12 protein-coding genes are annotated in these 14,014 nt (G+C 75.1%); 9 read left to right on the forward strand and 3 right to left on the reverse strand.

Going from position 1 to position 14,014, the window contains the following annotated elements; translation table 11 throughout:
* The first annotated feature begins 9 nt into the window (after positions 1-9).
* The 7 genes from ACFUK0_RS04145 (at position 10) to ACFUK0_RS04175 (ending at position 7,827) form a co-directional block, all read left to right on the forward strand.
* Positions 10-960 carry an ABC transporter permease gene (locus tag ACFUK0_RS04145; protein WP_380246474.1) on the forward strand — a complete coding sequence of 317 codons (951 nt, stop codon included), beginning with the start codon at positions 10-12 and terminating at the stop codon, positions 958-960.
* 1 nt (position 961) lies between these two features.
* Positions 962-2,938: a dipeptide/oligopeptide/nickel ABC transporter permease/ATP-binding protein gene (locus ACFUK0_RS04150; protein ID WP_380246475.1), complete on the forward strand. Its 1,977-nt coding sequence runs from the start codon at positions 962-964 to the stop codon at positions 2,936-2,938.
* 50 nt (positions 2,939-2,988) lie between these two features.
* Positions 2,989-3,957: an oligopeptide/dipeptide ABC transporter ATP-binding protein gene (locus ACFUK0_RS04155; protein ID WP_380246563.1), complete on the forward strand. Its 969-nt coding sequence runs from the start codon at positions 2,989-2,991 to the stop codon at positions 3,955-3,957.
* A complete protein-coding gene (locus ACFUK0_RS04160; protein ID WP_380246476.1) occupies positions 3,954-4,895 on the forward strand; it encodes a dihydrodipicolinate synthase family protein in 942 nt (313 codons plus the stop codon). The genes ACFUK0_RS04155 and ACFUK0_RS04160 overlap by 4 nt, the downstream gene beginning before the upstream one ends.
* A complete protein-coding gene (locus ACFUK0_RS04165; protein ID WP_380246477.1) occupies positions 4,892-5,797 on the forward strand; it encodes an ROK family protein in 906 nt (301 codons plus the stop codon). The genes ACFUK0_RS04160 and ACFUK0_RS04165 overlap by 4 nt, the downstream gene beginning before the upstream one ends.
* Positions 5,794-6,477: an N-acetylmannosamine-6-phosphate 2-epimerase gene (locus ACFUK0_RS04170; protein WP_380246478.1), complete on the forward strand. Its 684-nt coding sequence runs from the start codon at positions 5,794-5,796 to the stop codon at positions 6,475-6,477. The genes ACFUK0_RS04165 and ACFUK0_RS04170 overlap by 4 nt, the downstream gene beginning before the upstream one ends.
* Before the next feature lie 75 nt (positions 6,478-6,552).
* The gene (locus tag ACFUK0_RS04175; RefSeq protein WP_380246479.1) at positions 6,553-7,827 is read left to right on the forward strand and encodes an MFS transporter; all 1,275 of its coding nucleotides are present in this window, start codon (positions 6,553-6,555) and stop codon (positions 7,825-7,827) included.
* Positions 7,828-7,879: 52 nt separating this feature from the next.
* Here ACFUK0_RS04175 and ACFUK0_RS04180 read toward each other — a convergent pair whose 3' ends face one another.
* The 3 genes from ACFUK0_RS04180 to ACFUK0_RS04190 all read right to left on the reverse strand — a co-directional run bounded on the left by ACFUK0_RS04180 (position 7,880) and on the right by ACFUK0_RS04190 (position 11,164).
* The gene (locus ACFUK0_RS04180; protein WP_380246480.1) at positions 7,880-8,776 is read right to left on the reverse strand and encodes a hypothetical protein; all 897 of its coding nucleotides are present in this window, start codon (positions 8,774-8,776) and stop codon (positions 7,880-7,882) included.
* Positions 8,777-8,781: 5 nt separating this feature from the next.
* Positions 8,782-9,501 carry a hypothetical protein gene (locus tag ACFUK0_RS04185; protein ID WP_380246481.1) on the reverse strand — a complete coding sequence of 240 codons (720 nt, stop codon included), beginning with the start codon at positions 9,499-9,501 and terminating at the stop codon, positions 8,782-8,784.
* Between the two features lie 208 nt (positions 9,502-9,709).
* The gene (locus ACFUK0_RS04190) at positions 9,710-11,164 is read right to left on the reverse strand and encodes an FAD-dependent oxidoreductase (protein WP_380246482.1); all 1,455 of its coding nucleotides are present in this window, start codon (positions 11,162-11,164) and stop codon (positions 9,710-9,712) included.
* Positions 11,165-11,559: 395 nt separating this feature from the next.
* On the opposite strand from ACFUK0_RS04190, the gene ACFUK0_RS04195 reads away from it, so the two are divergent.
* Positions 11,560-13,071: a carboxyl transferase domain-containing protein gene (locus tag ACFUK0_RS04195; RefSeq protein ID WP_380246483.1), complete on the forward strand. Its 1,512-nt coding sequence runs from the start codon at positions 11,560-11,562 to the stop codon at positions 13,069-13,071.
* A 128-nt stretch (positions 13,072-13,199) separates the two neighbouring features.
* Positions 13,200-14,006 carry a hypothetical protein gene (locus ACFUK0_RS04200; protein WP_380246484.1) on the forward strand — a complete coding sequence of 269 codons (807 nt, stop codon included), beginning with the start codon at positions 13,200-13,202 and terminating at the stop codon, positions 14,004-14,006.
* The last annotated feature ends 8 nt before the right edge of the window (positions 14,007-14,014 follow it).

Consider the following 14,014-nt stretch of genomic DNA (forward strand, 5'->3'; position numbering starts at 1 on the left):
ACTTGATCGATGCTCGCTTTCCTGCGGCTCGCGCTGCGACGTGTCGCGATCCTGCCGGCGATGATCCTCGGCGTGACCCTGCTGGTCTTCGTGGTGCTGCAGTTCTCCCCCGCCGACCCCGCGTACAACGCGCTCGGCGAGGGCGCCACCCCCGAGGCCCGCGCCGCGTTCGCCGAGGCCAACGGCCTGAACGACCCGCTGCCGGTCCAGTACTTCCGCTTCCTCGGCAACCTGCTGCACCTCGACCTCGGCATGACCGTGCCGCCCAGCCAGCCGGTCGCCGACCGGATCACCACCGCCTTCCCGCTCACCCTCCAGCTGACCCTGCTCGGCCTGCTGATCGCGATCGTGCTGGCCCTGGTGCTCGGCATCACCGGCGCGCTCTACCGCGACCGCTGGCCCGACCAGCTCACCCGGGTGCTCTCCATCGCCGGCATCGCCATCCCCTCCTTCTGGCTCGGCATCATGCTCATCCAGGAGCTGGCACTGCGCCGGGAGATCTTCCCGACCGGCGGCTACGTGAACCCCGGCGACGACTTCGGCGGCTGGCTGAGGACCATGATCCTGCCGGCGATCTCGCTGGCCGTGCCGGTCTCCGCCTCGCTGGCCCGCCTGGTCCGCACGTCGATGGTGGCCGAACTCGACCGCGACTACGTCCGCACCGCCACCGGCAACGGCCTGCCCCGCGCCGTGGTGATCCGCGGCGTGCTGCGCAACGCCATGGTCACCCCGCTGACCGTGCTCGGCCTGCGGGTCGGCTACCTGCTCAGCGGCGCCGTGGTGATCGAGACGATCTTCGACCTCCCCGGCATGGGCAAACTGATCCTCGAAGGCACCACCGGCGGCGACGTCGCCCTCGTCCAGGGCACGGTGCTCACCATCGCGGTGGTCTTCCTGGTCGTGAACGTCATCGCCGACCTGCTCGTACTGCTCGTCAACCCACGCGTCAGGACGGTCTGAGATGCGTATCGGATTCCTCCGCAGTCTGGCCCGCCCCGGCATCCGCTTCCGCCGGCTGCCGCTCCCCTCGCGGATCGCGGCGGGCGTGCTCCTGCTCGTCGTGCTCGGCGCCGCGCTCGGCCCGCTGTTCACCCAGAACGCCCTGGCCACCGGCATCCCGGTGCAGTCGCCGAGCGGCGCCCACTGGTTCGGCACCGACCGGGCCGGGCGGGACATCCTCGCCCGCGTGGTCGGCGGCGCCCGCTACTCGCTCGTCATCGGCCTCGGCGCCACCGCGGTCGCGCTGGTGCTCGGCGCCCTGCTCGGCTCCGTCGCGGCGACCAGCCGCAAGTGGGGCGACGAGTCGGTGATGCGCGTGCTGGACGTCGTGATGGCGTTCCCGCCGATCGCGCTCGCCGCCGTGCTGGTGACCGTCTTCGGCAAGAGCGTGCCGATCCTGGTGCTCACCATCGCCTTCGTCTACGTGCCGATGCTGACCCGGGTGGTGCGCGCCAACGTCCAGTCGCAGTACGGCGAGGACTACGTCGCGGCCGAGAAGGTCATCGGCGCCCGGCGCCACCACATCGTGCTCCGGCACGTGGCGGTCAACTGCGCCGCACCCGTCATGGTGTTCGCCACCGTGCTGGTCGCCGAGGCGATCATCTTCGAGGCGAGCCTGTCCTTCATCGGCGCCGGCGTCCAGGACCCGAACCCCAGCTGGGGCAACATCCTCTCGTACGGGCAGAAGATCCTGCTCGCCGGCGGCTGGTGGGCCACGCTCTTCCCCGGCCTGGCGATCCTGATCACCGTCCTGTCGCTGAACATCCTGGCCGAGGGCCTGACCGACGCCTCCGCCGCGCCGGCCGCCGCCCCCGCCCAGGGCACCCCGGCCGGCGCGGCCGTCGCCGCCGAGGCCGACCCGCTCACCGTGGCTGCCGACACCGCCGGCACCCTGGCCGCGCTGCGCCGGCTGGCGACCCGGGTGCACGAGCAGCCCGTACGGATCACCCCGGTGCCCGAGGGCGCGCCCGAGCTGCTCGTGGTCCGCGACCTGTCGATCCGCTTCCCCGACCGCTACGGCGACACGGCGGTGGTCGACGGGATCTCCTTCACCGTCCGCGAGGGCGAGACCCTCGGCCTGGTCGGCGAGTCCGGCTGCGGCAAGAGCATCACCAGCCTCGCGGTGATGGGCCTGCTGGCCCGCAACGCCGAGGTGAGCGGCCGGATCGAGTACCGCGGCCAGGACTTGCTGACGATGCCGCCCAAGGAACGCCACGCGCTGCTCGGCCCCGAGATCGCCATGGTCTACCAGGACGCGCTGTCCTCGCTCAACCCGTCCATGCTGGTCGGCAAGCAGCTGAAGCAGCTCACCTCCCGGGGCGGCACCAAGACCCCCGCCGAGCTGCTCGAACTGGTCGGCCTCTCCCCCGGGCGCACCCTGCGCAGCTACCCGCACGAGCTCTCCGGCGGCCAGCGCCAGCGCGTGCTGATCGCCATGGCGCTCTCCCGGGACCCGAAGCTGCTGATCGCCGACGAGCCGACCACCGCCCTGGACGTCACCGTGCAGGCCCAGGTCGTCGAACTGCTCGTCCGGCTGCGCGACGAGCTCGGCTTCGCGATGGTGCTGGTCTCGCACGACCTCGCGCTGGTCGGCGACCTCTCGCACCGGGTCGCCGTGATGTACGCGGGCCAGGTCGCCGAGCTCGGCGCCATCCGCGCGGTGCTCACCGACCCCACCCACCACTACACCCGGGGCCTGCTCGGCTCGGTCGTCTCGCTGGAGGCGGGCGCCGAGCGCCTGCACCAGATCTCCGGGGTCGTCCCGCCGCCGCAGCGCTTCGGCGCGGGCTGCCGGTTCGCCTCCCGCTGCCCCGCCGCCACCGGGCTGTGCCGCAGCACCCCGCCGCCGGCCACCCCGGCCCCCAGTGGCGGCGAGGACGACCACCGCTTCGCCTGCCACCACCCCGCCGCCGCCGTCCTCGAAGGGAGCGTCCGATGAGCTCGACCGGCCTGGCCACGAGCCTGCCCGACCTCGGCCGGGAGCAGCCGATGCTCCGCCTGGACGGCGTGCACGTGCGCCACCGCGCCCGCAGCGGCGGGCTGTTCCACCGGGACTCGGTGCACGCGCTGACCGACACCTCGCTGGAGATCCGCAAGGGCGAGATCGTCGGCCTCGTCGGCGAGTCCGGCTGCGGCAAGTCCACCCTGGCCCGGGTGCTGACCGGCCTGCAGCGGCCGACCGAGGGCACCGTCACCTTCCGCGGCGAGGACCTCTGGACGATGCCGGGCGGGCGGCGCCGGGCCGAGTTCGGCAGCTCGGTCGGCGTGGTCTTCCAGGATCCGTCCACCGCCCTCAACCCCCGGCTGCAGGTCGGGCGCATCCTGCGCGACCCGCTGGACGTCCACCGCCGGGGCACCGAGCGGCAGCGCGAGGAGCGGGTCGAGGAGCTCCTCGACCTGGTCGGCCTGCCCGCGCACACCGTCCGGTCGCTGCCCGGCCAGCTCTCCGGCGGCCAGCGCCAGCGGGTCGCGATCGCCCGGGCGCTGGCCCTGGAGCCCGAGCTGATCGTCGCCGACGAGCCGACCAGCGCGCTGGACGTCTCCGTCCGCGCCCAGGTGCTGAACCTGCTGGTCGACCTGCGGGCCCGGCTCGGCCTCGGGATGGTCTTCATCTCGCACGACATCCAGACCGTGCGCTACCTCGCCGACCGGCTCGCGGTGCTCTACCTCGGCCGGATCGTCGAGGAGGGCGCGGCGGCCGAGGTGGCCGGCGCCCCCTCCCACCCGTACACCAAGGCGCTGCTGTCGGCGACGCCGAGCCTGCTCACCGACACCGAGCGGATCGTGCTGACCGGCCCCGTGCCGTCCGCGACGAACCCGCCGCCCGGCTGCCCGTTCAGCACCCGGTGCTGGAAGGCCGACGACGCGTGCGGCACCGCCTTCCCCGCGCCGAGCGGCGCCGACGAGCACCGCTGGCACTGCATTCACCCCGAAACCCCTGCAAGGAGCACTTCATGACCGCCCGTCAGGCGCAGTTCACCGGCGTCATCCCCCCGGTCGTCACCCCGCTGACCGCCGAGGGCGAGATCGACCAGGCGTCGCTGGAGCGGCTCGTCGCGTTCCTGCTGGAGGGCGGCGTGAGCGGCCTGTTCGCGCTCGGCAGCTCCAGCGAGACCGCCTACCTGACCGAGGACCAGCGCAGCCGCGTCCTGGAGATCATCGTCGGCGCCAACGCCGGCCAGGTCCCGGTGATCGCCGGCGCCATCGAGACCACCACCAACCGGGTGATCGAGCGCGGCGGCATCTCGAAGAAGCTCGGCGCGGACGCGGTGGTCGCCACCGCCCCGTTCTACACCCGCACCCACGACACCGAGATCGACCGGCACTTCCGGCTCATCGCCGACGCCGTCGACCTGCCGCTGTTCGCCTACGACGTGCCGGTCTGCGTGCACAGCAAGCTGAGCACCGAGCTGGTGCTGAAGCTCGCCGCCGACGGCGTGCTGGCCGGCATCAAGGACTCCAGCGGCGACGACGTGGGCTTCCGCCGGCTCACCCTGGGCGCCGCCCCGCTGCCCGGGTTCTCGGTGCTGACCGGCCACGAGGTGGTCGTCGACGCGATGCTGCTGGGCGACGCCGACGGCGCCGTCCCCGGCCTCGCCAACGTCGACCCGCACGGCTACACCCGCCTGGTGAACGCCGCCGCCGACGCCGACTGGGCCACGGCGAAGGCCGAACAGGACCGGCTGGCAAGGCTGTTCGAGATGGTCTTCGTCGCGAAGGGCACTTCGGGCACGGCCGCGGGCCTGGGCGCGTTCAAGACCGCGCTGATGCTGCGCGGCATCATCGCCACCAACGTGATGAGCGAGCCGATGCTGCCGCTGGGCGGCACCGAGACCGCCGCGATCGCGGAACTGCTCGACACGGCGGGCCTGCTGGGTACGGCGGTCCCGCGGTGAGGTCGGTCGCCGGCGTCGACATCGGCGGGACGAAGATCTCGGCCGGCCTGGTCGCCGAGAACGGCACGCTCGGACGGGTCGTCACCGTCCCCACCCCGGCCTCCCAGGGCCCGGCCGCCGTCCTCGCGGCCGTCGCCGGTGCCGTGCGCGAGCTGGACGGCGACGTGGTCGCCGCCGGGATCGGCAGCGCCGGGGTGATCGACCCCGTCGGCGGCGTCGTCCGCTCGGCCACCGACGCGCTGCCCGGCTGGGGCGGCACCGACCTGCGCGGCGGCCTGCGCGAACTGCTCGGCGTCCCCGTCGCGGTGGACAACGACGTGCACGCGCACGCGCTCGGCGAGGCCTGGACGGGCGCCGCCGCCGGCCGCCGTACGGTCCTGCTGGTCGCCGTGGGCACCGGGGTCGGCGGTTCGCTGCTGATCGACGGCCGGGTGCACCACGGTGCGCGGGCCGCCGCCGGGCACGCCGGGCACGTGCCGTCCGCAGCGGCCGCCGGCCTGCCCTGCACCTGCGGCGGGGCCGGGCACGTGGAGGTCGTCTCCTCGGGCCCGGCGCTGCTCGCCGAGTACCTGCGCCGGGGCGGCGCGGCAGGCACCCACCACCTGGCCCAGGTCGCCGCGGCGGCCGAGGCCGGCGACCGGCTCGCCGCCGACGTGCTGGCCGGGGGCGCACACGCGCTGGGCCAGGCCGTCGGCGGGCTCGCCAACGTCCTGGACCCGGACGTGGTGCTGGTCGGCGGCGGGGTCAGCCAGTGCGGCGACGCCTGGTGGCACCCGCTGCTGGCCGCCGTCGAGAGCGAACTGCTCCCGCCGCTGCGCGGCCTGCCGGTCCTGCCCGGAACGCTCGGCCAGTCCGCCGCGATGATCGGCGCGGCCCGGCTCGGCTGGGCGGTGGCCGCATGAGCACCGACCTGCTGGCAGGGCTGCGGGGGCGGCTGATCGTCTCCTGCCAGGCGTACCCCGGCGAGCCGCTGCGCGACCCCGACGCGATGCGGCGCACCGCACTCGCGGTGATCGAGGGCGGCGCGGCGGGCATCCGGGCCCAGGGACTGGACGACCTGCGGGCGATCCGCCCGGCCACCGGCCTGCCCCTGATCGGCCTCTGGAAGGACGGCGCGACCGGCGTCTACATCACCCCGACCGCACGCCACGCGGTCGAGGTGGCCCGGACGGGCGCCGACATCGTCGCGCTGGACGCCACCGACCGGCCGCGCCCCGACGGGCGTCCGCTCGCCGAGTCGATCGACGCCGTGCACGCGGCCGGCCGGCTGGTGATGGCCGACGTCTCCACCGAGGCCGAGGGCGTCCGGGCCGCCGGGCTCGGCGCCGACCTGGTCGGCACCACGCTGTCCGGCTACACCGAGGGCTCGCCCCGCACCGAGGGACCGGACCTGCGCCTGGTGGAACGGCTGGCCGGCGCGCTGGACGTACCGGTGATCGCCGAGGGCCGGATCCACACACCCGCACAGGCCCGCGCGGCACTGGAGGCGGGCGCGTTCGCGGTGGTCGTCGGCACGGCGATCACCCACCCGACCACGCTGACCCGCTGGTTCGACGCCGCCGTCCGGGGCGCCACGGTGTAGGCCCGGTCACCCCGGTGCGGCCCCGGAGCCCTGTGGGGGGCTCCGGGGCCGCACCGACCGGGTAGCATCGGCCGGATGCGTACGGGGGAATCCACCGGATCACTGTGGCGGGACCGGGACTTCATGCTGCTGTGGAGCGGCCGGACGGTCAGTCTGTTCGGCTCGCAGATCAGCTGGCTGGCGCTGCCGGTGGTCGCGGTCGTGGTGCTGAAGGCGAGCGCCTTCCAGATCGCGGCCCTCGGCGCGCTGAGCGCCCTGCCCTCGCTGCTGGTCTCGCTGCCGGCCGGGGTACTCGTCGACCGGGTGCGCAAGCGCCAGCTCATGATCTGCTGCAACCTCGGGGCCGCACTGGCGATGGGCTCGATCCCGCTCGCCGCCGCGTTCGGGCACGTCACCTACCTCCAGCTGTGCGCCGTCGGCCTGGTCACCGGCAGCCTCGGAGTGGTCTTCGACGCCGCGTCCGCGAGCCTGCTGCCGTTGCTGCTCGGCGGGCGCGGGCTGGTCGACGCCAACGGCCGGATGAACACCGCCCGCGCGCTGGCCGAGATGGCCGGGCCCAGCATCGGCGGCTTCCTGATCGGCCTGGCCGGCGCGGCCCGCGCGATCACCGCCGACGCGCTCTCCTACCTGCTGAGCGCCACCGCCCTCGCCGCCACCCGCTTCCGGGAGCCGGTCCCCACGCCGACCGCCGCCGGCCCGGCCACCGTGCGCGCCGACATCGTCGCGGGGCTGCGCCTCGTCCTCGGGCATCCGCTGCTGCGGGTCATCAGCCTCTCGGGGGCCGTCAGCGCACTGCTGCTGCGCGGCGTCAGCTCGGTCTGGCTGCTCTACGTCATCAGGGAGTTGCACTGGAGCGTACGGACGGCCGGGCTCGTCTACGGGCTGAGCCTGATCGGCGGCGTGATCGGCGGCATGGCCACCGGCCGGATCGTCGCCCGGATCGGCACCGGCCGCACGATGATCCTGGGCGCGCTGCTCTCCGGGCCCTTCGAACTCGTCACCCCGCTGGTGCACCCGGGGCCGGCCGGCCCGTGGATCGTGGCCGTGGTGTTCACCTCGCTGACCGCGGCGGGCATGCTGTACGCCACGGCCTCGGGGACGGTGCAACAGCTGGTCTGCCCACCGGAGATGCTGGGCCGGATGAACGGCTCCAGCCGCTTCCTGCAACTGGGTGCCCTCCCGCTCGGCCCGCTCGCGGCCGGCGCCCTGGCCACCTGGACCGGGCTGCGCCCCACGCTGTTCGTGCTGGCCGGGCTGACCCTGCTGTGGCCGGCGATCCTGCTGGCCTCGCCGCTGCGCGGCATGCGCGCCGTGCCGGTGCACAGGGCGTACGTGTCCGCCGCCGCCTGAGCCGGGCCGGACCGACGCCGGAGCGACACCGGAGCGCGGCCGGGCGGTGGTCTCAGCCGGGGTGGAAGGCCACCCGGGAGTTGGCGTCCATCGGGAGGATCAGCACGTTGCCGTCGTTCCAGGTCCACGTGTCCGGGATGAGGAACATCCGGTTCGCCGACTGGGCCAGCAGGCGCAGCCCCCGGTAGCGGTACCGGAACCGCTGCCCGGTGTCCGCGCCCGGCAGCGCCCGTTCGTCGACCCCGGGCCACTGCAGGTAGAGGCGCTCGGTGGTGTCCACCACGACGGCCGGACGCAGCGTCAGATTGCCCGCCAGCATCCGGGCGTCGGCGCGGCCCTTGTGGTGGGCGTAGGCGCCGACGGCCCAGAACGAGCAGAGCGCGATCAGCGCCGCGAGGACGGCCACGGCCGCCCGCTCCTGCGCGAACGGGTAGCGGGCTCCGGTGCTCTTCACGGACAGCACCCTGGCGTAGACGAACAGCAGCAGGGCCCCGCCCAGCAACAGCGGGGTGCCCATCGGACCGGCGTCCAGGACCCGGCAGCCGGCCAGCACCCCGAGGACGAAGACCGGCAGCGCCAGCAGCATCAGGGCCAGGCAGCCGCGCCTGACCCGCCGGGCGGCGGCCGGGCCGGTCCGGCTCGCGGCGCTGACCAGGTAGGCGGCGAGCACGCCGACCAGCGCGACGCACAGCACCACCCCGGCCGGCAGGTAGAGCGCGGCGGAGCTGCGGAGCAGGAAGTCCTGGGTGGAGAAGCCGAGGGTGGCGGCGTCGATCCCGAAGTGGGCGTACAGCGCGTCGGTGTAGGCGAAACCGAAGAAGAGCAGCAGGGCGCTGATGAAGGTGGTGGGGGCGATCAGCGTGGCGAGCAGGCTGGCCCAGCTGCTCCAGGAACGCGGCGGCGCGCCCGTGTCCTGGTGCTGCGCGTCGTCGCCGGGCCCGGCCGGCACCGGGCTCAGGGCGTGCTCGTCGCGGTCGCGGCGCTCCCGACGTTCTCGCTGCCGGTGCCGGTGCTGGTGCTGGTGCTGGTGCCCCTGCCGCTGGGGGCGCCGGAGGTACCGGTGTCCCCGTCGGCGGGAGAGTTCGAGGACCCGCCGACGGACTGGCCCGAGCTTTGCACGGTGCCGTCGGCGGTGATGCCGGAGCCGTTCACGGAGATCTTCGCGCAGCCCTTCCGGTCACCGGGTCCGGCGGGGTCTCCACTGAATGCGAAGACGAAGGACTCGGTGGCTCCGACAGCCACCGACTTGGTCGGGTCCGACGGGCTCACCGGGCTCGCCGTCGCCGAGACCCTGCCGCCCGTGCAGTCGGTGACCTGGGACACCGACACCGTGAGGGGGCCCTCCTTCGAGACGTTGGTGACTTCGACGACGGCGCTCGGCCAGACACCGCTGACGTTCGGGGAGACCTGGCCGGCCGCGTTGAAGCCGCCGCCGTTGCCCCCGGCCGAGCTGCGCGGCGCGGACGGCTGCCCCGGTCCTCCTTCGACGGGCGGGGACGATCCGAGGTCGCCGGACACCGATGCGCTCGCGTTCGTGCCGGAGGGCTCCGGCCCGTCCGAGCCGCCGCCCCCCGAACAGCCGGTGGCCAGCACGAGGGCGGTGACGGCCCCGAACAGGCGCAGGGCGGCCCCGGGCGCTGCGGAGTGAGCTGTGACGGACGGTGTCCTGGGCATGAGGTCCTTCCGGCAGGGCCGTGCAACAGGTCCGGTTGTCCGCCCCGGCCGGGGCGGCGGTGCCACCGCGACGCTACCCGTTCGTGCACGGTTCTGTTCGCAGGCCTGCCGGGTGACGGACCGTCGGGTCACCCGGCCGGCCCGAGTGCCCGGGCTGCGGGCCGGCGCCCGCCGCGTCAGTACCCACCGCAGTCAGTACCCGCAGCGGTCAGTGCCGGCCGGACAGCACGTCCGCGATCCGGGCGATCGGCGAGGTGCCGGCCCGGCCGCCGCCCTCCTGCCGGTCGGCCGCGTGGTACGCGGCGTACATGCCGTGGACGCCGATCCAGCGCAGCGGCTCGGGCTCCCAGCGGCGCACCGCGTGCCCCACCCAGGGCAGCGCGGTCAGCTCGGTGGCACCGGCGCCGCCGGCCTGCAGCACCAGATCGCGCAGGGTGCGGGCGGCCAGGCTGGTGGTGGTGACGCCGCTGCCGACGTACCCGCCGGCCCAGCCCAGGCCCGAGGCCGGGTCGAGCTCGACCGTCGAGCACCAGTCGCGCGGCACGCCCAGCACGCCCGACCAGGCGTGCGCCACCCCGGCCTGCGGGCCGACGTACGCACCGGCGGCGGGGAAGAAGCGCAGCAGGCTCTCCCGCAGCTGGGCGATGGTCCGCCGCTGTGTCACGCCGTCCTCGTCGACCTTCGAGCCGAATCGGTACGGGACGCCCCGGCCGCCGAGCGCGATCCGGTCGTCGGCGGTGCGCTGCGCGTACATGTAGGCGTGGGCCATGTCGCCCAGCGTCTCCCGGCCCGCCCAGCCGGTGCCGGCCCAGAACGACGGCGGCAGCGGGTCCGTGACGATCATCGAGGAGTTCATCGGCAGCCAGGTCCGCCGTTCGCCGCGCAGGCCTGCCGTGAAGCCCTCGGTCGCCCGCAGGACGAACCGGGCCGACACCGCGCCGTACGGCGTGAGCGCCCGGGCCGGTGCCGCGCCGGCCGCCGGCCGGATCTCCGTCACCGGGGTGGACTCGTGGATCTCCACTCCCAGCGCCTCGCAGACCCGGGCCAGGCCCAGGAGCAGCTTCGCGGGCTGGATCCGCGCGCCGTACGGGCCCCAACTGCCGCCCAGCGTGCCCGCGACGCCGATCCTGGCCGCCGACTCCGCCGCGCCCAGCAGGGTCTGCTCGTGCTGTCCGTAGGCGTGCTCCTCCTCGACGAAGGCCTTCAGCCGGGCCAGCTGCGGCCGGTTCCGGGCCACCTCCAGGACGCCGCCCTTCACGATGTCGGCCTCGATGCCCTCCTCGGCCGCGACCCGGATCACCTCGTCCACCGAGGCGTTCATCGCCCGCTGCATCCCGACCGCCGCCGCCCGCCCGTACCGCCGGGCGAAGACACCGCGCCCGGCGAAGCCGCTGTAGAGCCAGCCCCCGTTGCGGCCGGACGCGCCGAAGCCGCAGAACCGCCGCTCCAGGACGGTCACCCGCAGACCCGGGTCGGCCTTCTTCAGGTAGTAGGCGGTCCACAGCCCGGTGAAGCCGCCGCCGACGATGCACACGTCGGCGGCGGCCGGGCCGTCCAGGCGGGCCCGGGGCTCCGGCAGGCCGGTCGCGGAGTACCAGAACGACACCCCGCCGTTCGCGGTGGCGGAGCCGACGGGGGTGGCGGGAGTGCGGGGGGTGGCCACGAGGAGCGCCTGCTTTCCGGACGGGCCGGCGGTGGGGCGCCGGACATGCCTGGCACGCTATGCACGACCCTACGCCCGGGCAACAGACAGCCTGCCAGCCCGAGGGCCGCCGGCACGACAGATCGTCGGGCCACGGGTGGGGCTGCGGGGCACAGGTGCGGCGGCGGATCACGGGTGCGGCAGCACGGCCGGACGCGGCGGCCGGGCACGGGTGCGGCAGCGGGGGACGGTGGGCCTGCTCACAGTCGCAGCGACATCCCCTGGCGCCGCCGGACGGATGCGTAGGGTGATCACGTGGACTCCTGGGAGCTGGACCGACCGCGCGGCCGCGCCGCGGACGCCGAGCACGACACCCGCGCACCCGCGCGGCACCGCACGGACGGAGGAACGGCCCGATGACCGGACGCCCGAGCCCGACCGCCCGTCAGCTCATCGACCTGATAGCCGACCCGGGCACCTTCACCTGCTGGGACGAGCCGCCGGCCGGCCCGCCCGCCGACCCGGGTTACCGGGCCTCGTTGGACCGGGCCCGGGAGCGCACCGGGCTCGACGAGGCCGTCACGACCGGCCTGCTCCGGCTGGACGGCCGGCCCGTCGCCGTGGTGGCCTCCGAGTTCGGCTTCCTGGGAGGCTCGATCGGGGTCGCCACCGCCGAGCGGATCACCCGGGCCGTCGAGCGTGCCACCGCCGAACGGCTTCCCCTCGTCGCGCTGCCCGTCTCGGGCGGCACCCGGATGCAGGAGGGGTCGGCGGCCTTCCTCTGCATGCTGCGGATCACCGCCGCCGTCCAGGCCCACCAGGCCGCCGCACTGCCGTACCTCACCTACCTGCGCAACCCGACGATGGGCGGCGTCTTCGCGTCCTGGGGCACGCTCGGCCACCTGGTGCTGGCGGAGCCCGGCGCCCGGCTGGGCTTCCTCGGCCCGCGGGTGTACGAGGAACTGCGCGGCGTCCAGCTCCCGGCGGACATCCAGCTCGCCGAGACCCTGGCCGAACGCGGACTCGTCGACGCCGTGGTCGCGCCGGACGCCCTACGGGAGACGCTGCGCCGGGCTCTGGCCGTCCTGTGCGCCCGGCCCTCCCCCGGTGTGGCCGCTCCCCTGCCGCCGGTCACCGGGCGCACCGTGGACGCCTGGGACTCCGTCCGGCGCACCCGGCGCCCGGACCGCCCCGGCACCCGTGAACTCCTCGGCCACAGCGCCGAGGAACTCGTCCTGCTGGACACCCCCGGCGGCGGCGACGGCGCACTCGTGCGCGCGCTGGCGGTCTTCGACGGGCGGCCGGCCGTGGTGGTCGGCCAGCAGCGCCGATCCCCGGGGCAGGAGCGGCCGTTCACCGCGACCGACCTGCGCGCCGTCCGCCGGACGGCCCAGCTCGCGGAGCAACTCGGCCTGCCCCTGGTGACGGTGGCCGACACGGCCGGGGCCGAACTCTCCGCGCAGGCCGAACTCGACGGTGTGGCAGTGGAGATCGCCTACTGCCTGACCAGCCTGCTCGCCCTGCGCACGCCCGTGCTCGCCGTCCTGCTCGGCCAGGGCTCCGGCGGCGGAGCGCTCGCCCTGCTGCCCGCCGACCGGCTGATCGCCGCCGAACACGCCTGGCTGGCACCGCTGCCGCCCGAGGGCGCCTCCGCGATCGTGCACCGCGACGGCGACCACGCCCCCGAGTTGGCCCGCACCCAGGGCATCGGCGCGTACGACCTCGCGGCCGTGGGCCTGGTCGGCCAGGTGGTGCCGGAGCAGCCGGACGCGGCGGACGAGCCCGCCGAGTTCTGCGACCGGATCGGCCGGGCGATCGGCGCCGCACTGGCCGCACTGGCCGCCGCCCCGGAGGCGGAGCGCCTGGCCGCCCGCCGGCTCCGCCACCGGCGCCTCGGGGACACCCTGGTGGATTCCGCCGCGCCCTGAACCCACCCCCGAGCCCGGAACGCGAACGATGACGGGCCCGACGACCCGGGCCACCCGACAGGCTGACAACCACCCTTCGCCGTAGGCGATTTGGCAACTGCCGGGGCCCCGGGCGCTAGGCTGGCGGCATGCCGAACCAGGGGTCTGTCCGGGTCGTCCTCGTCAACGCGGACACCGGGCAGGAGTTCGCCCGCACCGACCTGCAAGCAGCCCTGCTCCCCGCCTCGTTCGAGACGGCCGCACAGCTCGAACTCGACGGGTCACCGTGGGCCGTCGTGATGGCGGACCCGCCGACGGCGGCCGAGTTCACCGCCACCGGCACCCTCGTCCTGCTGGTGCGGCCGGCCGCGGCGCCCCGGCCCGCAGACGGCGACTTCGTCCTCCACGAGGACGACTGGCGCCAGACGGAACTGATCTCCCGCAGGCTGACCGACCAGGCCGCCGCGGACCTGCGGGAGATCCGCCGGATCGAGGAGGAGGACCCGCCGGCGCTCGGCGAGGACGGGGGCGAGGACGAGGACGGGGGCGAGGACGCGATCCGGGCCTACAGCGACGTCCACGTCCGCCAGGAGCAGCCCGACCCCCTCGCCGGAGGCCTGCCGTACCGACGGCTCGTCGAGCTGATGCCCACCGCCGACCGCACGTACGCCGGCGTGGACCACCGCAACGGCCTGGGCCGCGTCCCCGGCTCGTTCGCCGTCGCCGTGGGTACGCTCACGCTGTACGGCGAGGCCACCGACGGCCTCGTCACCGTGCTGGGCCTGGCCCCCTCCGACCCGCCGCACCGGGCCGTCCCGATCGCCGACCTGGCCGCCGGCCTCGGCCGGCTGATGCTGGAGTTCGACCTGCTGCTCGCCGACTGGTCCGCCGCCCTCCTGCTGGAGCCGGCCGAAGTGGCCGACTGGCTCCGCGCGGGCGGCCCGGGCTTCCCCTAGCCGCCCCG

Origin of the sequence: Kitasatospora sp. NPDC057223 (genome assembly GCF_042669755.1) — a bacterium.
Lineage (GTDB): Bacteria > Actinomycetota > Actinomycetes > Streptomycetales > Streptomycetaceae > Kitasatospora.